Below are 22,046 nucleotides of genomic sequence, written 5' to 3'. Positions count from 1 at the left end.
CATGTCTAGTCCTGAAATAGGTTTACACATTTTCAACTAGCATTTCTCTACTCAGCCCCCCCTATGTACCGCATCGGGGGTTCTGTATTTCAACGCATGATGCGGCCGCTCCTCGTTGTAAATATTCACAGCTTCACGCACCATTTCCCGCGCTTGCGTCAAATCCTGCGGGCTTTGCAACAATAACTCTCCTTTCAAAATCCCGTTCACCCGCTCCGCCAACGCATTCTGGTAACAGTCATACCCATCCGTCATCGAGCATTTCACCCCGTACCGTTCATGTAGTGACTGATACAGCCCAGAGCAATACTGCACGCCGCGGTCCGAGTGATGGATTAGCTCCCCGCCGCCACGTCGTTGCTTCAGTGCTTTCCTGAACGCCATCGCCACCGACTCGGCATGCATCCCTTCGTGCACGTGATGGCCTACTATCTTGCGTGAGTACGCATCCGTCACCAGGCTCAGGTACAGCGGTCCGCTCCTGGCTGGCAGATAGGTGATATCTGCGACCCAGACCTGCTCCGGGGCCACCGGTGTGACCTGCCCTGGCCCCGCCTTGAGCAAGTTGGGATGGCGGTTGAAACGGTGAAAACTGTGGGTGGTCTTGTGATACGCCCGCTTAGGCTGCACTAGCAGGCGGTGCTCGGCCAATATCTGAAACAGCCTGTCCCGCCCTACCTTGAGCCCGCCATCATCCTGACCCTGGAGCAGATAATGCAGCTTGCGAGTGCCCACCCGAGGTTGTCGCAGTCGAACCTGACGCACGAAGCGCACCACCTGCAGCCCTTGAGCATGGCGCTCGTCGGCGACTCGATTGCGCTTGTAGTAAGCCTGCCGGCTTATCCCCAGAAACAGGCAAGCCCTGACAATGGTCAGCCTCTCTACTTGCCGCTGCGAGAGGACTTGCCGGGTCGCTTTTTTACGATGGAGACGCCGTAGTCATTCTTCAGTACATCGACGATGGCCTCAAAGAACTGGGCCTTCTGGCTCATCAGCGCCAGCTGTTGCTCAAGTTCCTTGATGCGCTGTTCTGGCGTCTGGTTGTCGGGGTCAGGCATGGTGATGCTCCTGCCGGCACGTACAGAAGCCCCCTGGCTCCAATCTTGCCGACCATGTTTACGTAACCATACCAGAATGGTCGAATTGCCCTGAATGCCATATCGGGCTTGTGCTTGCTGGCAACTGAGCTCGCCTTTTTCAATCTGCTCGACCAGTGCCAGTTTAAAAGTCAGTGAGTAATCGCGCTGTGTTCGTTTCACACCTTGTCCCATCGGGTTCTCCATTTATTGGGGGGGAAAGGTGTAAACCATATTCAGGACGGGACAGCAGGATCAAAAAAGCCCACTGCATGCAGTGGGCTTTCTGTTACCAGCGTTGCTGCTTAGGCTTGCAGCAGCAGACGGTTGATACGGGAGACGAAGCTCGCCGGATCGTTCAGCCCGCCCTGCTCGGCCAGCTGGGCCTGTTCGTGCAGCAGGGTGACCCACTCACCGAACAGAGCCTCGTCTTCAATGGTGTCGAGTTTCTTCACCAGCGCATGGTCAGGGTTGAGCTCCAGAATGTACTTCTGCTCCGGTACCGGCTGGCCGGCCGCACGCATGAGCTTGATCATCTGGGTGCTCATAGCGTAGGCGTCAGTGACGATGCAAGAGGGTGAATCGGTCAGACGGTGAGTGACACGCACCTCTTTCACTGCATCGCCCAGGCTCTTCTTGACCCGCTCCACCAGACCGGCGTTAGCTTTTTCGGCCTCTTCCTGCGCCTGCTTGGAGGCTTCATCTTCCAGATCGCCGAGATCCAGTTCGCCACGGGTGACGGAGATGAGCTGCTTGCCGTCGAACTCGGTCAGGTGGCTCATCAGCCACTCGTCCACTCGCTCCCACATCAGCAGCACTTCGACACCCTTCTTGCGGAAGATCTCGAGATGCGGGCTGTTCTTGGCAGCGGCATAGGAGTCGGCGGTGATGTAGTAAATCTTCTGCTGACCTTCCTTCATGCGGCCAACGTAATCCTCGAGAGAGACTGTCTGGGCTTCGCCCTCGCCAGCGGTGCTGGCAAAGCGCAGGAGCTTCGCGATCTCTTCGCGGTTGGCGTAATCCTCGGCCGGGCCCTCTTTGAGCACGTTACCGAACTCTTTCCAGAACTTGGCGTACTTCTCGGCATCGTCTTTCGCCAGCTTGGAGAGCATGGTCAGGACGCGCTTGGAGCAAGCCTTGCGCAGGGAGGCGGTCACCTTGTTGTCCTGCAGGATTTCACGGCTAACGTTGAGCGGCAGATCGTTGGAGTCCAGCACCCCTTTGACAAAGCGCAGGTAGGTCGGCATAAACTGCTCGGCGTCGTCCATGATAAAGACGCGCTGTACGTAGAGCTTCAGACCGTGCTTCTGCTCGCGGTTATAGAGGTCAAACGGTGCGCGGGCCGGTACGTAGAGCAGGCTGGTATACTCCTGCGCCCCTTCCACCCGGTTGTGACCCCACAGAAGCGGGTCTTCAAAGTCGTGGGCGACGTGCTTGTAGAACTCCTGATACTCCTCGTCCTTGATATCTTTCGGGTTACGGGTCCACAGTGCCGTGGCGCGGTTGACCTGCTCCCACTCGCCCGGGGTGCCGACGATGGTCTCACCATCCTCTTCCCGATCCGGGGTACCCTCTTTGTACATTTCCACCGGCACGCTGATGTGGTCGGAGTATTTGCTCACCACGGAGCGCAGACGCCAGTCGTCGAGGAACTCGTCCTCTTCGGCACGCAGGTGCAGGATAACATCGGTACCGCGACCCTCTTTGGTCACGTCAGCCACGGTGAAGGAGCCTTCCCCTTCCGATTCCCACTGTACGCCCTGCTCCGGCGCGGTGCCGGCGGCGCGGGAGACCACGGTCACCTTGTCGGCCACGATAAAGGCGGAGTAGAAACCGACCCCGAACTGACCGATCAGCTGGGAATCCTTACCCTGATCGCCGGAGAGGTTTTTGAAGAATTCGGCGGTGCCGGACTTGGCGATGGTACCCAGATGCTCGATCACCTGATCACGGGTCATACCGATCCCGTTATCGGAGATGGTCAGGGTACGCTTCTCTTTGTCCACCACCAGGCGCACACGCAACTGGCCGTCGTTTTCAAACAAAGAGGCATCGGAAAGCGCCTTGAAGCGCAGCTTGTCCGCCGCATCGGATGCGTTGGAGATCAGCTCGCGCAGGAATACTTCTTTGTTGGAGTAGAGGCTGTGAGCCATCAGGCTCAGCAGTTGTTTGACTTCAGTCTGAAAGCCGTGGGTTTCGGCATGAACACTTTGGGTCATGGACCAATCCTCAGAAACATCGGGTTGAACATATGCCCAACCTAGATGGGGACGGCCAATCAAATATCAAGGGGGCGAATGTGCAATCCTGCTCATTCGCCCCCTTTTTCCATTCAACTGCCGATTTTCTGATCAAGCCGCAATGATACAGCCCTATCCCGCCCCTTATTTGAGGCGCTGACGCCCCATCAGGGAGTGGGAGAGCGTGGTGCCATCCACCAGCTCCAGCTCTCCGCCCACCGGCACACCGTGGGCGATGCGGCTCACCTCTACCCCGGCAGCACGGGCCATATCAGCGATATACCAGGCGGTAGCATCCCCCTCGATGGTGGGATTAGTAGCGAGGATCAGCTCACTGATGTGCTCTTCCTTCAGACGGCGCTCGAGAATATCGAGCCCCAGCTCCTCCGGGCCGATGCCGTCCAGCGGCGACAGATGGCCCATCAGCACAAAGTAACGACCGGAAAACTGACCGGTCTGCTCGATGGCCGCCACGTCCGCCGGGCTCTCCACCACGCAGAGCAGGCCATTCTCTTCCCGCTTGGGATTGGCGCAGATATCGCAGCGGTCGTTCTCGGTAAAGGTGCGACAGTGGCTGCAGTGACCAATCTCGGTCAGGGCGCGAGAGAGCAGCTGGGCCAGACGCAAACCGCCGCTGCGCTCACGCTCGAGCAGGGTAAAAGCCATCCGCTGGGCAGACTTGGGCCCCACCCCCGGCAATACCTGCAGGGCTTTCATCATCTCATCGAGCAGGGGACTGAACTTCATAACACTCCTTACACGGGCCTGCCCCTCGCCACCACCAGGGCCACGACGGGTCAGCAAAACAGGATAACGCCAATGGCGCAGGACTATACCCGAGCCGGCCCATGACTGCCATTTGCTTTGCTGGCCAGCGCAAAAACGCGGCGCTTATACTTGGTCAAAGACAAACGGGTGGTGTAATAAAAGATCGCTCCCCTCATCAGGACAAGGAGGTTAAATGGAGACACAACATATAAAGCCTCTGGTCCGCCGAAACGGACTAACCCTGATCTGGGCCGGGGGGCTCATCACCAGCCTGATGCTATTACTACTCTGGTTGCTTGTGGAAGGCCGGGTGCTCCCGGCCTATATATTGTTGCTACTGAGTGGCATGATGATAACCTTGATAGGCTGGTTCAAGCTCAATGAGCCCCCGATCAGCCTATCCCTATGCCAGCACTCCCTCCACTATCACCACAAATATGGCGGCTGGGCACTGAAGTGGCACAACATCCAGCGTATCGATCAACCCAGAATCCATGTTGGTTGGGATCTCCAGCCCCTGCCCTATATCGGTTTCAAGATAAAACAGTATGACGAGTTTCTGACACTGATCACTCCCAGACTGGCCGTGCATCTGTTGACAGAGCAGCGCCCTGTGTTGCTGCATGCCCTGCATAATGAGCAGCTCCATGGGCAGCCAGTGCATACAAATGACCCCTTACAAGGCATCGACTGGCTGGAGGAGAGTCACTTTTGCTCCCCGCAAGGGCTGCACTACGATGGCGCATTGGCCATGCTGGCTCAACGGATGATTCGCATGCGCCACTTGCTCGGTTATGACCTGTTGATCCCGGTAGGCAGCCTGGATCGGGAACCGGATGATTTCCTCAAACTGCTGCGCCAATACAGGCAGGAGGCGATCGTCTCTCCACTACCTTCATCAGAGCCACACGCTCAATAACCCCCCTGCCAAGTGGTTGTCGCTACGTCCCAGGCACTAAACGGTGAGCTATCCAACGCGGTTGTAACACCCATTAGACGATTGCAGAGAGTGCTGATGAGAACTACCGATTCCCATAACACTAAATACTCATACCCTGAAGTAACCACCCTTCACCATGTGGTGCGGTGTTTATTTGAACAGTTAACTGCCATGGGTCATGGCAGTTAAAGAGGCTCATTTTTCGACATTGGATGCCAAAACGCTCAAGCGCTCTTGGCAACACGTTTTTATTTGTAATGGCTAACCAAAATCTAATTACCATACAAGTAACCCGAATTGCCGACGCACCTCCTACAGCGAATCATCACTTTTATTTAAGCCTTATTTTTTATACACTTAAATACATGTCGGGAGATTATTGGATGGCTTTTCCCTCAGATAACGAAGGATGTCGAGCCGAGTAAAACCAATCAGGAAGCAGAACACGTGTCCTCGAGAAGCAAACAAACCGTCAAGCTTGATGATGTCGCGGCCCTGGCCAAGGTGTCCCCCTCGACAGTCTCACTTTATGTACGTCATCCAGACAAGGTAAAAGCCAATACCGGCCATAAAATTCAGCGTGCCATTGATGAATTGGGTTATGTGCACAACAAAATTGCCAGTCAGTTTACTGCCGGGCGAAGCTCGGCAATGGCAATTATCGTTCCTTCCATTTCCAATATTACCTTTAGTACCTTTGTCCAGCAGATTGAACATATCGTGAGTGATGCAGGTTTTCAGCTCTATATCGCATCTCATGATCACTCAATGGAAAAAGAGGAGCAGCAGATCCGCTCCATTTTACAATGGTCTCCTGCCGCCATAACCCTCACTGGCGCGAAGCACAGTGATACTACGATTCGTATGCTGGAGCACAGTGCGGTGCCTGTGGTTCAAGCATGGCAAATCGGTGAAGCCAGTCCGTTTGTCGCGCAGGTCGGTATCGATCATTTTCAGGTGGGTTACGATGCCGCATCTTACCTGATACGCTCCGGCTGCCATAAAATTGCCTATTTCACGACCCGTTTTAACGATGACGTGCGTGCGCAGAGCCGCTACAGCGGCTTTTGCCAGGCACTTGAGACGGCGGGTATGGATCCCTTGTTGGTCGAAATCCCTTACAGCGACAATATTTACCCCGCCGCACGCGAACTACTCATCAAGACACTGCTCAAAGAGCGCAAACTCGACGGCATTTTTGCATCAAACGATACCATTGGTACTGCATTGCTGATGGAGGCGATTGCACGCAATATCCCGGTACCAGAGCAACTCTCTATCATCGGGTTTGGCGATTTTCCAGGCAGCGGTTATCTGGCCCCCGTGACCTTGTCCAGTATCAATATCAATATTCACTCTGTTGCCAGCCAGGCTGCATCCATGATGTTACGGATGGCTCGCGATCCCGATTATAGAGGCGAGATCATTGATGCCGGATTTGACTTGATCCCCAGACAGAGTACCCGGTTTGTTTTGTGACCAAGCCAATATAGTCACACCATGATCCATCACAAAACCATGGCCTTGATAAATAGCCCATGAAGATAAATGCCCCCCATGTATCTACCAGAACACTATCCATTGCGTCAGATATTTTTAAGCAGGGCACCAGTTACTGCCAGCGCTACAAGGTTTTGGTTAAGTAATATCGCTGATGAAACACCGGGCACTTTTCCAACGTCATGACGACTGAATACCCCCGCGCTTGGTAAAAAGGCTTTGCTTGAAAACTAAAAGTATCGAGCTGTGAAAAACGGCAGCCGCGCTCGCGGGCAGCCTGCTCCATCGCTGCCAATAACCGGCCTCCTACACCGCGCCCCCGCAGACTGCTGGCCACCCACAGATACTCGATATAGAGCCAGTTGCCGTAGGTATGGCCGCTGCATCCTCCGGCACGACGTTGCTGCTCATCCTGATAGCCGCTGCATCCTCCGGCACGACGTTGCTGCTCATCCTGATAGCCGCTGCATCCTCCGGCACGACGTTGCTGCTCATCCTGATAGAAGATGGCAAGTGGGCGACGTATCTGTTCACCGACAAACTCACGATTGGTTGTGATCAGATTGTCTCGTAAAAAATCGATGTCGTCCTGGCTGGGGTTTTGCACAACGTCAAGAGTGTCAATCATGCTGCTCTGCTCCTCTGGTGAAACATAATGGCCGTGAACATTGTCACGGCCATGGGTTATCCGGGTCGCATCCTCTATGGCGAACGCCGGTGCGATTTACGCCAGATCCTTTAGCTCGGCAAACAGCGAAGCCCAGGGACTTTTGGCACGATAGAACACCGGGGGCTGGCCAATCGGTGCAGGCAGAGTGACCCGCTGGCCCCCTGTAAAGCGCTGGCCGCTCCAGATATGAGTCCACTGCTCACCTGCAGGCAGGTAAGTTGTCCACTCACGCACATCCCCTTGGTGAACCGGTGCCACCAGCAACTCTGACCCATAGAGGTATTGATCCTGTATGACGTAGACCTCGGGATCATGTTCAAAATGCAGCATCATGGCACGTTGAACCGGATACCCTTTCTCAGCCGCTTCATCCACCAGGCTACGTAAGTAAGGAGTCAGGTGGCAATAAACTCGGGTCATCCGGGCAAAATGCGCCAACGTACTGCCATCCTGGTCAAACTGGAAGTTCTCATCAGGGCGGTTACCTTCGTGGGTACGCATGACTGGGGTAAAGGCAGCCATTTCAACCCAGCGGTCAAACAGCTCCTTGGTTCGACGGTTGCCAAACAGTGAGGTGTAGCCACCGATATCCGAGTGGTGATACGCGTTCCCCAACATACCGGAGGAGAGCGCCCCCGAGATCACCGTGACCAGACCGTCGTGACGGCTGAAATCGACACATTGATCGCCTGCCCACAGTAGCGGGCAGTATTGCTGCACCCCGGTGTAACCGGCTCGCATAAAGAAAAGGGCATCACCGGTTTGGCCGTTCATCGCGATCGCTTCTGCGTTGCACTGGGCCCACAGAGTCGGCCAGGCATTGTGCATCAGCTTGGCATCGACACCGTTGTGCAGGTAGATGTTATCGGTCGGCAGGTACTCGCCAAAGTCAGCCATCCACCCCTTGATCCCCATGTCCAGCATGTTTTTACGCAGCACGGTATCACGGAACCAGGCCATGGCGTCTGGATTGGTAAAGTCGATACAGCCGCAATAGAATTCGCCAAAGTCGACCAGCGCAACCTGACCATCCTTGTCCAGCGCCATATAGCCGAGCTCTTTGGCGATCGGAAACAGCTTGCCATCTTCACACAAGTAGGGGTTGACGTAGGCCATGAACTCGATGCCCTGGTCATTGAGCTCCTTGATCCTGGCGGGCAGATTGGGGTAGCGATCCTGATGGTGCTGCCAATCCCAGTCCCAGAACAGGCGCTTGCCAAACGAGGTGACCCGCAAGCCGCACCAGTCTTCACTCCACAAACCCGAAACCTTGATACCATGGTCAAGGGCGTTTTCCAGACGACTGAAGGTATTGACCTCTCCCCCCTTCAGACCAAGGATCGCCCCCTTGTAAACCCACTCAGGCAACCTGGGCTGGCGGCCAAACCGGGCGGACAGTTTTTCGATAATGCCCAGATAGCTCTCTGCGGTGCGCAACTCGATGGCCTGCGGGATCGCCCACACTTGCAGCTCATGAAACCCTTCGTGACGAAAATCGAAATCGGCATAAGCGGTGGTGTCGATATGGCAGCTGTATTTGCGAGAGGAGACAAACGTGGGTTGCGGATAGTTGGTGTGGTAGTAATCCCCACCGGCTTTGCCCATCACATCGGCTTTCCATTTGATCTCGCTGTGGGGATGGCGACCAACACCGGGCTCTGAGGTCCACAACGGAAAGTGACGGCCACGCAAATCAAAATAGGACATCTGCTCGCCACAACCCCAGACATGCTCTTTACGTTCGGCCGGCAATCTGACCCAAAAGCGGTTATATGCCTCGTCCAGTATGGTCGGATAAAGCATCACATCATCGCCATCACACACCACAGCCACCTGTAGCAAAGCCGGGGTCAAGGCATTCGGGGCAAAAACGAACAGGTTGTTGTCAACCTGTTCGATATGAGTCAATGCGACGCGAGACTCGATGTAGTCTTCGATGTCAAAGTTGCCGCGATAAATTTCCATTTTTTCCCGGCCCTTGCCTATATAAAACGCTGGGGCATCCGCTTGATGAGAAAATAACAACTGCTGCTGGTGCTGAATCGTTAACGCCTGTGACGAAAATTCGAGTTGCATTGCATAAGCTCCTGTTTAGTCGGGCCATCCCCGCTTGCTCGCAAACACAATAATAGCGCTACGATTTCATTTCAATCGCGTAAAACCCAAACAGCGATCTCGATCACCAATCAACACCCGCCACATGAAAAGGTTTGGCTCGCTTGCAAACACTATTTGTAAGAGAATCCTTAACCACCAGCGCAATCTCTCGATCTGGATCCCACTTTTCAACAATGACACTTGCGCCAATAATCGCATCGCTACGATTATTGGACTGCCGGATGGATTCCACACTATGGAGAATAAAATGGTTGTTCAGGCGCATATCGAAAGCAGACTGCCTTTTAGGGAAAAACTTGCCTATGGCGTCGGCGATTTTGGTTACAACTTTGTATTGAATATCACCACCCTCTACCTGCTTAAATTTCTGACCGATGTAGCAGGTATCAATGCGGCGTGGGCAGGCGTCATCTTTTTGGTGGCGAAAGTGTTCACCGGCTTCACCGACCTGGGCACCGGCATTTTCCTCGACACCCGCAAGAGCTTCGGACCTCGCGGCAAGTTTCGTCCGATGCTGCTCTGGACCATAGTGCCCCTGTTTGTCTGCAACATGTTGCTGTTTTGCAATTTTGAGCTCGACAGCGAGACCAAGACCACCCTGTTCATCGTCTGCTTTATGGCCTTTGGCCTGTTCTTTAGCTTGGGCAATGCCAGCTATGGCGCCATGGTGCCCTCTATGACCAAAAATGTTCAGGATCGCGCAGAGCTGGCAGCATGGCGTCAGGGCGGAGCCAACACCGGCCTGTTGTTAGCCACCGTCGGTTTCATGCCCATCGCCATGTTGTTTGAATCCCAGGAGACCGGCTACATGGTGGCAGCCCTGGCCTACACCTCGGTCGGCTTGGCGGCGGTGCTCTTTTGCTACCTCAACGTCAAAGAACACCACACCATCATAGGTAATGACCCTGACCAGATAGTCGAGAAGCCCACCATCAAGGAGGGGCTCAAGGCGGTACTCAAGAACAACCAGTTGCTGGTGCTGGCAGTAGCCAACCTGCTGACCCTCTCCGCATTCAACGTCAAACTCACCGTGCAGGTCTTCTACGCCCAGTACATTCTGGGTGATGTCTCCATGGTCTCTTACATGAGCTTTGTCAGCATGGGGTGCATCTACCTCGGGGTGTTGTCTGTGCCTGCGCTGGTACGCCGCTTTGGCAAAAAACCTGTCTATCTGGCCGGATTGTGCCTGTGGATCTCCGGCGACATTGCCAACTACCTGTTCGGTGGCACCGTCATGAGTTACGTGCTGTTCACCTCGCTGGCGTTCTTTGGCACCTCTTTCGTCAACAGCCTTAACTGGGCGTTTGTCTCAGATACCGTTGAGTACGGTGAGTGGAAAACCGGTACCCGTACCGAAGGCTTGGTCTACTGCGGCATGACCTTCTTTAGAAAGTGTTCGCAAGCTATCGCAGGGTTCGTCCCCGGGTTTGCTCTGGCACTGGTTGGCTACATGCCCAATGTGGAGCAAACCGATGCCGCCAAAGCCGGGATCACCGGACTGATTTTCATCTACCCGGCAAGCCTGGCCATCGTAACGGCACTGGTGATGGCCCTCTTCTACACCCTCAACGAGCAGCGCTATCAAGAGATCATCGCCAGCCTTGGTGCCCGCCGTGTGGCGACCACCCAAAGCTGACTCTCATGCAACTGGCAGCGGCGTGCTGGCCACGCTGTTGCTCTCTTCAAGGATGTGATCCCATGACATATCGCAATGTGGCAAGTGACCGTCTGGCATGGCAGGAAAAGATGGCCTACGGAGTGGGTGATCTCGGCTATAACTTCCTGCTCAACTGCACAACTCTCTATTTGCTGATCTTCCTGACCGATGTGGCAGCCATTCCGGCAGCATGGGCCGGAGCAATCTTTCTGGTTTCGAAGTTCTTTACCGCCTGCACCGATCTGGTGACCGGCAGCGTGCTGGATAATCGTTCCGAGCTCGGCCCCAGAGGTAAATTTCGCCCCTTCCTGCTCTGGACCATAGTGCCACTGGCTCTTATCAACACCGCCCTGTTTACCAGCGTTGAGCTCCCGGTCATCGCTAAAACAGTACTGTTTACCCTGCTGTTCATGATGTTTGGTGCCTTTTACAGTTTTGGCAATGCCTCCTATGGCGCCATGGTCCCGGCCCTCACCAAGCGACTCCAGGACCGAGCCGAGCTCGCCGCCTGGCGCCAGGGCGGAGCCAATACCGGATTACTGCTCTGCTCGGTGGGGTTCATGCCGCTGGTATTGCTGTTTGACAAACCACAGGTCGGCTATAGCGTTGCGGTACTGATTTATTCGGTCATGGGGGCAGCAGCAGTACTCTTTTGCTACAGCAGAGTTCGTGAACGCCATGTGCTGCCATCGGTTGTCAACGAATCGGGGTTTTCGGCAGTACAAACCAACGCACGGGCCGTGCTGGCAAACCGTCCGCTGGGCATCCTGGCGCTGGCCAATCTGCTGACGCTAGCAGCGTTCAACACCAAGCTGATTGTTCAGGTTTTTTACGCCCAATATGTGATTGGCGACGTATCGATGATCGCCTACATGAGCTTCATCAGCATAGGGTGTATCTACCTGGGTGTATTGCTGGTCCCCTTTGCCGTGCACCGTTTTGGCAAACTGCCTGTCTATCTGGCCGGCATTGGCGTGTGGATATGCGGTGACCTGCTCAACTACCTCTACAGCGAGAGTGCTCTCGATTACATCCTCTTCACCTCCCTGGCCCTGTGGGGATCCGCTTTCGTCAACAGTCTCAACTGGGCGTTCATCTCTGACACCGTCGAGTATGGGGAATGGAAAACCGGCATCCGCACCGAGGGGCTGGTCTACTGCAGTCTGACCTTCTGCCGCAAATGCTCGGCCGCGCTTGCGGGCCTCATTCCCGGGCTGGTGCTGGCATGGTCAGGCTATGTTCCCAACGCGACGCAAAGCACCGAGACCCAAAGCAGCATCGCCAATCTGATGTTTCTCTACCCGATCTGCGCCCTGATTTGCGCTGCAGCCTTGATGTTGCTGTTCTACCCGCTCACTGATGCCCGCTATCAACAGATCGTCCGGGAGCTGGCACAACGCCATGCCCTTGCTTCTCCCCGGAGACCCCATCACCGGATAAATGAGCAATCTACTCCATCGCCTGACAGCCATCCTCTTCGCGCAGGTCAGAATGGCTGAATTTAACATACTGTTTTTATTGAATTAATCCTTAATCAAATCAGACAAAGAGAGCGCTATTCCTATGTCATTCAACAGTGAAAACCTGGCCAAGCTCGATATCTCGGCGCTGCGTAGCCAACGCTGGTATGCCCCCGACACCATCCGTGCCTTCGCTCACCGTCAGCGCAGTCAGCAAAGTGGCTTGAACCGCGACGAATTCATGGGCAAGCCAGTGATCGGGATCATCAATACCTGGAGTGAAATGAGCCCCTGCCATAGCCACCTGCGTGAGCGCGCCGAGGCCGTCAAGCGAGCCGTCTGGGCCGCGGGAGGCTACCCCGTTGAATTGCCCGCGCTGTCGGTCGGGGAAGTATTGGTCAAGCCGACCACCATGCTCTATCGCAACTTTCTGGCGATGGAGGCAGAAGAGCTGCTGCGCCAGCATCCTATCGATGGGGCCGTGCTGCTCGGCGGTTGCGACAAATCCACGCCAGCCCTGCTGATGGGTGCCATTTCGATGGACTTGCCGGTGATCTTCTGCCCCGCCGGCCCCATGTCGAGCGGCAAATGGCGCGGCCATGTCACCGGTGCCGGTACCCATACCAAGAAGTTCTGGGACCAATTGCGCTTGGGGGCCATTACCCAGCATGACTGGATCGAGCTGGAGGGGGCGATGACTCGCTCCATCGGCACCTGCAATACCATGGGCACGGCATCCACCATGACCTCCATCGCCGATGCCATGGGCTTTATGTTGCCGGGGGCCAGCTCCATCCCCGCCGCTGACTCGCGACACGTCCAGATGGCAGCCCAATGCGGCCAAATCATCGTCGACATGGTGTGGCATGATCACAAACCTTCCCGCTGGCTGACCCGAGCCAACTTCCTCAATGGCGTAGTGGCCTACATGGCGCTCGGCGGCTCCACCAATGCCGCGATCCACATGATTGCGATGGCCAACCGGGCAGGCATCAACCTCACTCTGGAAGACATGGAGTCGGTAGCACGGGAAGTCCCTGTGCTGGCCAATCTGTTTCCCTCTGGTGATCAGTTGATGGAGGAGTTCTTCTTCGCCGGCGGTCTGATGGCCCAGCTGAAAAAGGTGGAGTCATTCCTCCACCTCGATGCGATCGGGGTCACCAATCGTCCCGTTGCACAGTGGATTGCCAACGCGACATGTTATGACGACAACGTGATCCGCTCGCTCGATAACCCTGTGGTACCGCTCTCCCGTGGATGTGCATTGACAGTATTGCGCGGCAATCTGTGTCCCAACGGAGCTGTGATGAAATCATCTGCCGCCAAACCCGAACTGCGTCACCACAAGGGCCCCGCCATCGTCTTTGACAGCCATCAAGAGCTCTCGGATCGCATCGATGACCCAGCCCTTGAGGTAACCAAGGAGTCAGTGATTATCCTGCGCAATGCCGGCCCGGTCGGCGCGCCGGGCATGCCGGAGTGGGGCAACCTGCCAATCCCGAAAAAGCTGCTGCAACAAGGCGTCACCGACATGGTGCGGATCAGCGATGCCCGCATGTCCGGTACTCACTATGGCACCTGCATCCTGCACGTTGCCCCTGAAGCGGCCATTGGTGGCCCACTGGCACTGGTACGTACCGGTGACCTCATCGAGCTCGATATCGCCAATGGCCGTCTCAACATGCTGGTCAGTGATGAAGAGCTGGCCGAGCGCCGCTGCACGCTCAAACCGGTACACAAAGTTTATGAACGCTCTTATGCCGCACTCTATCAACAACATGTGACCCAGGCCGATCAGGGCTGTGACTTCGATTTCCTCCAGGCTGGCAGCAAAGTGCCCGAGCCCCCGATTTTTTAAAGGAGCAAACAATGAATCCGTTCAAACTTGCGATTACTCAAGGTCCACGCCCACTGGGCACCTGGATGATGACTGGCAGCGATACGGTGGCGGAAGCCATGGCGACTGTCGGTTTCGATTTTTTGGTGCTGGACCAGGAACATGTACCGGTCGATAGCCTGGATGCGATCCGCATCGATCGCGCCATTCGTGCCAGCAACCCAGCCACCACCCCACTCTACCGCCTGGCCTGGAACGACACTGTGTTGATCAAACGGGCGCTGGATGGCGGTGCAACGTCGCTGATGGTGCCGTTTGTCAACAGTGCAGCAGAAGCCCGCAAAGCGGTAGAGGCGGCCTACTACCCTCCCCTAGGCAAACGCGGCTTTGCCGCGGTGCATCGTGCGTCCGGTTACGGTGCCGACCCCGAATTCGTGCGTAAAGCCCGGGAAGAGCTCTGCCTGATCCTGCAAATTGAGACCCCTGACGCCATTGATGCCATGGAAGAGATGGCCATTGAAGGAGTGACCGGCTTCTTTATCGGCCCCGGCGATATGAGCGCAGCCATGGGCCATATTGGCAATCCCTCTCACCCCGAGGTGCAAGCCAAGATCCGCGAAGGGCTGGAGAAGTGCCAGCGATTGGGATTGCCTTGCGGGATCGTCGGTGGCAACCCCGAGCTGGTGAACAAATATCAAGAGATGGGTTTTAGCTTCGTGGCGCTCGGCTCCGACATGAGTTACCTGCTGGCTCGCGCCCGTGAACAGCTCGCCGCGATCCGGGGGGAACGTCTGAGCATATCCGGTGGCGAGGTTTACTGATGAAGAGGCTTCACCGCCAAAGCGGCCCGCTTGATCTGGAGCTCATCCCCGAGCTCGGTGGCGCTATCGGCAAACTGACCTGGCATGGCAGGGAGATCTTGCGCTCTCTGCCCGATGGTCAGAACGTCACGGTCAACCAGGGGGGCTGTTTTCCCCTGGTACCTTACTCCAACCGTATCGCTCATGGACGGTTTCACTTCGCCGGATGTGATTACGCCCTGCTGCGTAACTTTGGCGATCATCCCCACTCAATTCATGGCAACGGCTGGCAGCAGCCATGGCAAGAAGGGGATGCAGATGATGACTCTGTCGTGCTGACCCTGCACCATGACGCACAGGGAGCATCCGCGGCGCAATGGCCCTGGCCTTATCGGGCAACTCAGCGCTTTACCCTGCAAGATAATGCGCTGCATATCGTACTCACTTACCACAATCTGGCCGATCACGCTGTCCCGGCTGGGCTGGGCTTTCACCCCTATTTTCCCCGTGCGGCGCACGCCGAGATCCAGTTCGACGCAGGCGGTGTGGTACTCAACGACCACAAGTCCCTGCCCACTGGTCTCGCGCCACTACCGGCCCAATGGAACTATCGCACCTGGCGCAAACCTGAACCCGCCAGTGTCGATAACTGCTTCCATCACTGGAGTGGCTGTGCACGGGTGCGCTGGCCAGATGAGAAGCTGATGGTGACCCTGAGCTCACCCGATGCGCCTCACGCCATCCTGTTTCTGCCGCCCGCCGATCGTGACTTCATCGCCATCGAGCCGGTTTCTCATATCAACGATGCCATCAACAACGGTGGCTTTGGTGATCCTGCGCTGGCCATGGCCACTGTGCCAGCCAATGGGCAGTTGCAGATCGCCATGCTGCTTGAGGTTTCTCACTATGCCTAATCCTGCTCTGCTACTGGCCGACTACCGCGGCCATCTGCCCGAGTGCCCGACCTGGAGCACTGCTGAACAGGCGCTCTACTGGACCGATATTCTCGAGCGTTGCCTGCACCGCTATCACCCCGAAAGCGGCGCCATGACGACAATCCCCTTCCCCGAAGAAGTGGGCTGTTTTGCCCTGCGCGAACAGGGTGGCTTTATCGCAGCGATGCGCACCGGGATCTATCTGTGTGATCAACACGGGCAAATTGAGCGTAAAGTCGCCGATAACCCCAATAACCCAGCGCTGGCCCGTTTTAATGATGGCGGTACCGATCAGGCGGGTCGTTTCTATGCGGGCACTTACTGGAGCCCACGAGATTACAACGGCGCCCTGCTATGCCGGGTTGATGCCGAGCTGCAGATGTCGGTGATCCAGTGCGACATTCTGGGAGCCAATGGCTTGGCATTCAGCCCAGACATGCGCTGGATGTACACCACTGATACCCCCAACCGCCGCCTTTATCGCACTCCGTTGGCCCGCGACGGTTCACTCGGTCAACGGCAACTGCTGCGCGAGTTTGCAGCCCGCGCCGACGAAGGGCGCCCGGATGGGGCTGCAATCGATGTCGAAGGATGCTACTGGAGCGCCCTGTTTGATGGCCATCGTATCGCCCGCTTCTCTGCAGAGGGGGTATTGCTGGCCGAATATCCCTTGCCGGTACGTTGCCCCACCATGGTCTGTTTTGGTGGTGAAGACATGAAGACCCTCTTCATCACCACCACTCGCGAAAATATGGACGCCGCCGAACTGGCAGCACGTCCGCTCTCAGGTGCGCTGTTCAGCATGCGTGTTGACATCGCCGGTCTTGCTAAACCCACATTTAAGGAAAACAACGGATGAAAACTATCGGCTTTATCGGTCTTGGTCTGATGGGCGAAGCGATGTCAAAGAACATCGTCAAAAAATTTGATGGCAATGTGTTGGTATTCGATATCAATCAGGAGGCTGTCGCCCGGGTGGTCGATGCAGGCGCCATCGCCTCCCCTTCCATTGCCAGGTTGGCAGCCGATGCGGATGTGATCATCTCCATGGTACCGCGCTCCGAACACGTCAAAGCGGTCTATACCGAACTGCTGCCACACCTTGGCCCCGGCAAGATCACCATCGACATGTCCACCATTGACCCGGCAGTGTCAATCGCCTTATCCCGCCAGGTAGCAGAAACCGGTGCCGTGATGCTCGATGCGCCCGTGGTCAAATCGGTCCCTGCCGCCGTGGCTGCCGAGCTCGGGATCTACATAGGTGGCGACCTGTCCGCCTACAAAAAGGTCAAGCCATTGCTAGCCATGATGGGCAGCAACCAGATCCACCTGGGGGGCAACGGCCGTGGTTTGATCATGAAGGTGCTGCACAACACCTTGGTCGCCCAAATTCAGAACAGTGTCAACGAAATGCTGGCCACCGCCGATCATTTCGGCATCGATAAAGAGAGCTTCAACACCGCCGTCTCTTACGGTGGCGGCAGCAACTTCTATCTGACCAGCAAGATAGGTGCCCTGATCGCCGAGAACTACAACACTGTCTTCTCGCTGGAGAACATGGCCAAAGATATCGGCATTATGAAGAACCTCATGGGCGAAGAAGCGCTGACCCTGCCCGGAGTCGAATTGGTGAATAACATTTACCAGCAAGGCCTGAATAACGGTTTGGGCCATGAGGATTTCTGTGCCACTTATAAGTTGGTAAAGCAAAACATTCAATAGCTGGCTGATAAAAACCATCGCATGAGGTAATTAATTTACCTCATGCCAATCGCTGTACGATTTAATATCAACTTACCATTGGCGAGTCAATCACTATGCGTATCCACCCCAAAATATGCTTAATCCCTCTTATATGCTGCAACGCAGCTTTCGCAGGCGGTTATTTTGAAAGCCGTGAGGCATTTAACTTTGCTACCGACCAACATGAGTTATTGTTGCGACTCGGCTATAACTGGGAATCTGGTGCGGGTATTATGGCCAGCAATGCGTATAATACCGATAAACTAGACAAGCTAAAGCACAGTTATAACGAAATTGAAGGGTGGTATCCGCTATTAAATTTAACCACCAAACTCTCGGTCAATGCCGGTGGTTTGGTTAACTCCTCTAGCTCTGGCTCTGGTGGCTCTGCGTATCTGGATGGAAAGTACAACTTTACCGATAACTTTTCCGTTATTGCACGATACCGTTACAATCATCAAAATTATCTAACTACGGATCTTGATGGTTATGGCGATAATAACGATACCAATGAATACGCACTGTATATTGTCAATAAAATAACACCAGCTTTGACCCATACTTTTGAATCGCACTATTTTTCTCGCGTCAATAATTTCAACAGTGCTAATGGGAAAGATCATCACTGGGAGCTAACCAGTCAAACCCGCTATCGAATCAATCCACAATGGATGCCTTATCTGGAATTACAGTGGTACGATAGAAATATTGCCTATGATGCAGAGGCATACCGGATCCGTATTGGTGTTAAATACTTTTTCTAATGTTGCCAGATGAATTCAATCTATGACTCACGGAGAGCAGTTATGAACTATTCCCAGCAAGTACAATATCACTCTATTGCCGGCAAGGTCGCCGTTATCACAGGTGGCGCCAGTGGCATTGGCGAAGAGTTGGTGCGCGCCTTTGTCAGCCAAGGTGCCAAAGTCGCCTTCCTCGATTTTGATAAATCTGCAGGCGAAGCACTCGCGCATGAGCTCGACTGCCTGTTTCTGTTTTGCGATGTCACCGACCTGACTCTGCTCAAAGCGTGTTTTACGACCATTGAACAACAGCTGGGCAGTGTCGATATCCTGATCAACAACGCGGGCAGCGATGATCACCATAAAATTGAGGATCTGACCGAGGAGTATTTCGAAAACCGCATCAATATCAATCTGCGTCACCAGTTGTTTGCGATCCAAGCCGTGTTGCCAGGCATGGAGCAAAAAGGGAGCGGCAGCATCATCAATATGGGATCCATCAACTGGATGCGGGGCCGCCCCGGGAGAGTCTGCTACTCCCTGTCAAAAGCCGCTATCCATGGTTTTACCCGTACCCTGGCGCAGGAGTTGGGCGCAAGAGGCATTCGGGTTAACAGCCTGGTCCCAGGCGCAATCCGTACCCCCAAACAGGATGCGATGTGGGCGCAACTCGACCCTGCCGCGGTGAACCAGTTTGTCGAACTGCAAGCACTCAAATTCCGTCTCGATGGCTCACATTGTGCTCGCATGGCCCTCTTCCTGGGTTCTGACGAATCCAATGGCTGTACCGGCCAAGATTTCATTGTTGATGCGGGGCTTACTCTGAACTAAGGCTCTGTCCCAAGGCTGTCTGCTTGAAATGATGAGGTTTGAGCAATATCTGGCTGGCATGGCATTCAACCATGCCGGGCAATCCAGAAGAGGCAAATGCTGCAGATATTGCTTGTTTTTATAGATACGCGCTTGGCTAGATGGGACAGGTCTCGATGCAAATGGGGAAAACGCCATTAATCCGAGCAAGAGTGGTCTCCATGACCCTCTCTTACATCTGAGGGTACCGGAAGAAGATCCCACCATCTTCAGAATGATGCGATCAACTGATATGCAAACCATCAACAGTTGAGATAGTCGGGGCGCATAATAAATCATGCATAAAGAAAAACCCCTGCTCTAAAGCAGGGGTTTACTGTTTGGCGGTGAGGGAGGGATTCGAACCCTCGATACGTTGCCGTATACACACTTTCCAGGCGTGCTCCTTCAGCCACTCGGACACCTCACCAAATTTTTGCTCACTGCTTTATGTGCTTGAGCTGCACATTCGCTGGCGGACCATGCCGCGGCGACGGGGCGTAATGTAAGGGATACGATGGCTTTTGGTCAATGCAATTTTTTACTTTTTGCGTTCATTTGCTCAATATCCGAACCAAGTGACTAAAAATATGCCGTTTCGTATCCCTTTCAATCAATTTACTGCCGCTTCGTGCAAATGTTCACCTTTGAGCGCCTCTTCCAGCGAACCGTAGAATTCCAGCTTGCCGGGCTGCGGTCGCACCTTGGCGCGAGCCAGGGTCTTGAGCGGTTGGAACTGCAACTCGGCCACCCGCAACTCGACACCGGCTTTGGCCATCTGCTTGCCAAAGTGGAGGAAGGCAGACAGGCCGCCCGCATCGAGGATGGAAACCGCTTCCATCTGCAACACCAGCACCTTGTGCCCTTTCACTTGCGCTTCCAGCTCGGCAAAGACCCGTTCGGCCGCGGCGAAGAAGAGCGGGCCGTTGATCTTGTAGAGCAGGCCATTGTCCGGCACCTCGTGGGCATAGCGCTTGTGCTCGGCCAAATCGTGCAGTTTGGTCATCTTGGCGATTTCGCGCATAAAGAGCAGGGAGGCCAGAATCACCCCGAAGGTGATGGCGATAACCATGTCGAAAATGACGGTGAGTGACAGGCAGACCAGCAGCACCAGCACATCGGATTTGGGGGCACGACGGATCAGCTCCACCACCTTGTGCGCTTCACTCATATTCCAGGCCACGATGAGCAGTAAGGCAGCCATGGCCGAGAGCGGCAACCAGGAGAGCCAGGGGGCCAGCACCAGAATGGCTGCCAGCACCACCAGCGCATGGACGATCCCCGAGACGGGGGACGTAGCGCCTGCACGCACGTTGGCGGCAGAGCGGGCGATGGCAGCAGTAGCGGTAATGCCGCCAAAGAAGGGGGCGAAGATGTTGCCAAGCCCCTGCCCCACCAGCTCGGCGTTGGAGCTGTGTTTGCGACCGGTCATGCCATCGAGCACCACGGCGCAGAGCAGCGATTCGATCGCCCCCAACATTGCCATGGAGAAGGCGGCAGGCAGCAGCCGCTCAACAGCCGCCAGGTTCCATTCAACCGGCAAGCCATCCGGTCCGGGCAAGGCCCAGGGCATCACCAGAGTTGGCGCGATGGGCGGGATCCCCATCCCCTGGCTGCCATCGGCCAGGGTATAGCTGAACTTGCTGCCGATGGTGGCCACATCCACCCCAAAGTAATGGAGGCCAAAACCCAGACCTACCCCGACCAGCACCGCGGGCAGGTGGCCGGGCACCGGCAGACGCAGGCGCGGCCAGAGCAGCAGCACGGCCAGCGTTGCGACCCCCACCAGGGTATCGCCCCACTGCCAGCTTGGCAGGGCGGCGGTCAGCGCCTCGACTTTGCCCAGATAGGTTTCCGGCATCTCGGGCACGCTCAGGCCGAAGAAGTCCTTGATCTGCAAGGTGGCAATCACGATGGCGATACCACCGGTAAAACCCAGCGTCACTGACGGGGGAATGTACTCGATAAGGCGGCCAAGACGGGCCATCCCCATCGCCACCAGAAAGAGGCCTGAGATGAGCGTCGCCATCAACAGACCACCGACCCCGAACTGCTGGGCGACCGGATAGAGGATCACTACAAAGGCAGCGGTCGGGCCGGAGATGGAGTAGCGGGAGCCACCGGTCACGGCGATCACGATTCCAGCAATGATGGCGGTATAGAGACCGTGTTGCGGCGGCACACCGCTGGCGATGGCCAGTGCCATGGCGAGCGGGATGGCGATGATGCCCACCGTCACACCGGCGATAAGATCACGGCCGAAGCGGGCCATGCTATAGGGTTCATCAATACAGGACTGGCGTAAGGCTATGGCGAGCTTCACGCTATTTAAAGAGGCTTGCTTGTGCATGTATATCGTAATACCAGAAGAGGGAGATAAAGGCCGGAGAGATCCGGCGCCCGATCATCATCAAGGGCCGGCAGGGCTGTCGACGCGGCGATGGTATCCTGCGTAACCTTACTCCAGACGGGCCATTTTTTCGATGGGCAGGATCAATGAAAAGCACTCTGCCCCATGATTTGGCCCATTTACCGCCAAATCGCCGATCTTGACTCCAGCTCTCCCCCTTTTAGCCACAAAGATTACCATTTGAGCCTCACTGTGTTACCAGCACGTTCGCGACATCATGCTGTCATCATCAGGTTGATGCGAACCGAACCAATGCCCCCTTGGGCCGGTTGGGGGGAGCGATGGCAAGGGACTGATTGT

General features: G+C 55.5%; 16 protein-coding genes, 1 tRNA gene and 1 pseudogene. 11 read left to right on the top strand and 7 right to left on the bottom strand.

The features are described from left to right. Nucleotides 1-57 precede the first annotated feature (57 nt). The 3 genes and pseudogenes from I6L44_RS04760 to recR form a co-directional block, all read right to left on the bottom strand. A pseudogene (locus I6L44_RS04760) lies at nucleotides 58-1,214 on the bottom strand (IS3 family transposase); the annotation flags it as partial. 167 nt (nucleotides 1,215-1,381) lie between these two features. After that, on the bottom strand, nucleotides 1,382-3,295 hold the full coding sequence (gene htpG / locus I6L44_RS04755) for a molecular chaperone HtpG (protein WP_216953432.1): 1,914 nt from the start codon (nucleotides 3,293-3,295) through the stop codon (nucleotides 1,382-1,384). Between the two features lie 165 nt (nucleotides 3,296-3,460). Further along, nucleotides 3,461-4,063: a recombination mediator RecR gene (recR, locus tag I6L44_RS04750; RefSeq protein ID WP_019444931.1), complete on the bottom strand. Its 603-nt coding sequence runs from the start codon at nucleotides 4,061-4,063 to the stop codon at nucleotides 3,461-3,463. Between the two features lie 214 nt (nucleotides 4,064-4,277). Here recR and I6L44_RS04745 point away from each other — a divergent pair, with 214 nt between their 5' ends. Continuing rightward, a complete protein-coding gene (locus I6L44_RS04745) occupies nucleotides 4,278-5,003 on the top strand; it encodes a DUF2982 domain-containing protein (RefSeq protein WP_216953431.1) in 726 nt (241 codons plus the stop codon). Between the two features lie 468 nt (nucleotides 5,004-5,471). Further along, entirely contained in the window at nucleotides 5,472-6,503 is a 1,032-nt protein-coding gene (locus I6L44_RS04740; RefSeq protein WP_216953430.1) for a LacI family DNA-binding transcriptional regulator, read from the top strand. Between the two features lie 145 nt (nucleotides 6,504-6,648). Here I6L44_RS04740 and I6L44_RS04735 read toward each other — a convergent pair whose 3' ends face one another. Both I6L44_RS04735 and I6L44_RS04730 read right to left on the bottom strand, forming a co-directional pair. Then, on the bottom strand, nucleotides 6,649-7,152 hold the full coding sequence (locus I6L44_RS04735) for a GNAT family N-acetyltransferase (protein WP_216953429.1): 504 nt from the start codon (nucleotides 7,150-7,152) through the stop codon (nucleotides 6,649-6,651). A gap of 96 nt (nucleotides 7,153-7,248) precedes the next feature. Then, nucleotides 7,249-9,270 carry an alpha-glucosidase gene (locus I6L44_RS04730; protein WP_216953428.1) on the bottom strand — a complete coding sequence of 674 codons (2,022 nt, stop codon included), beginning with the start codon at nucleotides 9,268-9,270 and terminating at the stop codon, nucleotides 7,249-7,251. A 277-nt stretch (nucleotides 9,271-9,547) separates the two neighbouring features. Here I6L44_RS04730 and I6L44_RS04725 point away from each other — a divergent pair, with 277 nt between their 5' ends. The 9 genes from I6L44_RS04725 (at nucleotide 9,548) to I6L44_RS04685 (ending at nucleotide 19,318) form a co-directional block, all read left to right on the top strand. Next, nucleotides 9,548-10,948 (top strand): glycoside-pentoside-hexuronide (GPH):cation symporter, encoded by a 1,401-nt coding sequence (locus I6L44_RS04725; protein WP_254204261.1) that lies wholly within the window; start codon nucleotides 9,548-9,550, stop codon nucleotides 10,946-10,948. A gap of 62 nt (nucleotides 10,949-11,010) precedes the next feature. After that, the gene (locus tag I6L44_RS04720; RefSeq protein ID WP_216953426.1) at nucleotides 11,011-12,468 is read left to right on the top strand and encodes a glycoside-pentoside-hexuronide (GPH):cation symporter; all 1,458 of its coding nucleotides are present in this window, start codon (nucleotides 11,011-11,013) and stop codon (nucleotides 12,466-12,468) included. Nucleotides 12,469-12,532: 64 nt separating this feature from the next. After that, nucleotides 12,533-14,287, top strand: a complete 1,755-nt coding sequence (araD, locus tag I6L44_RS04715; RefSeq protein ID WP_216953425.1) for an L-arabinonate dehydratase — start codon at nucleotides 12,533-12,535, stop codon at nucleotides 14,285-14,287. Between the two features lie 11 nt (nucleotides 14,288-14,298). Beyond that, nucleotides 14,299-15,087 carry an HpcH/HpaI aldolase/citrate lyase family protein gene (locus I6L44_RS04710; protein WP_069556388.1) on the top strand — a complete coding sequence of 263 codons (789 nt, stop codon included), beginning with the start codon at nucleotides 14,299-14,301 and terminating at the stop codon, nucleotides 15,085-15,087. After that, nucleotides 15,087-15,980, top strand: a complete 894-nt coding sequence (locus I6L44_RS04705) for an aldose 1-epimerase (RefSeq protein ID WP_005346308.1) — start codon at nucleotides 15,087-15,089, stop codon at nucleotides 15,978-15,980. Before I6L44_RS04710 ends, I6L44_RS04705 begins: the two co-directional genes overlap by 1 nt. Next, on the top strand, nucleotides 15,973-16,860 hold the full coding sequence (locus I6L44_RS04700) for an SMP-30/gluconolactonase/LRE family protein (RefSeq protein ID WP_216953424.1): 888 nt from the start codon (nucleotides 15,973-15,975) through the stop codon (nucleotides 16,858-16,860). Before I6L44_RS04705 ends, I6L44_RS04700 begins: the two co-directional genes overlap by 8 nt. Next, entirely contained in the window at nucleotides 16,857-17,723 is an 867-nt protein-coding gene (locus I6L44_RS04695) for an NAD(P)-dependent oxidoreductase (RefSeq protein ID WP_216953423.1), read from the top strand. The genes I6L44_RS04700 and I6L44_RS04695 overlap by 4 nt, the downstream gene beginning before the upstream one ends. 95 nt (nucleotides 17,724-17,818) lie before the next feature. Next, on the top strand, nucleotides 17,819-18,508 hold the full coding sequence (ompL, locus tag I6L44_RS04690) for a porin OmpL (protein WP_216953422.1): 690 nt from the start codon (nucleotides 17,819-17,821) through the stop codon (nucleotides 18,506-18,508). A gap of 42 nt (nucleotides 18,509-18,550) precedes the next feature. Further along, complete coding sequence (locus I6L44_RS04685) at nucleotides 18,551-19,318, top strand: SDR family NAD(P)-dependent oxidoreductase (protein WP_216953421.1); 768 nt, start codon at nucleotides 18,551-18,553, stop codon at nucleotides 19,316-19,318. A 360-nt stretch (nucleotides 19,319-19,678) separates the two neighbouring features. Here I6L44_RS04685 and I6L44_RS04680 read toward each other — a convergent pair. After that, nucleotides 19,679-19,766, bottom strand: a tRNA-Ser gene (locus I6L44_RS04680). A 183-nt stretch (nucleotides 19,767-19,949) separates the two neighbouring features. Then, nucleotides 19,950-21,686: a C4-dicarboxylic acid transporter DauA gene (gene dauA, locus I6L44_RS04675; protein WP_216953420.1), complete on the bottom strand. Its 1,737-nt coding sequence runs from the start codon at nucleotides 21,684-21,686 to the stop codon at nucleotides 19,950-19,952. Between the last annotated feature and the right edge of the window lie 360 nt (nucleotides 21,687-22,046).

Source organism: Aeromonas sp. FDAARGOS 1414 (assembly GCF_019047065.1).
Taxonomy (GTDB): Bacteria; Pseudomonadota; Gammaproteobacteria; order Enterobacterales; family Aeromonadaceae; genus Aeromonas; species Aeromonas veronii_A.
This window is presented reverse-complemented; position numbering and strand designations above follow the sequence as displayed.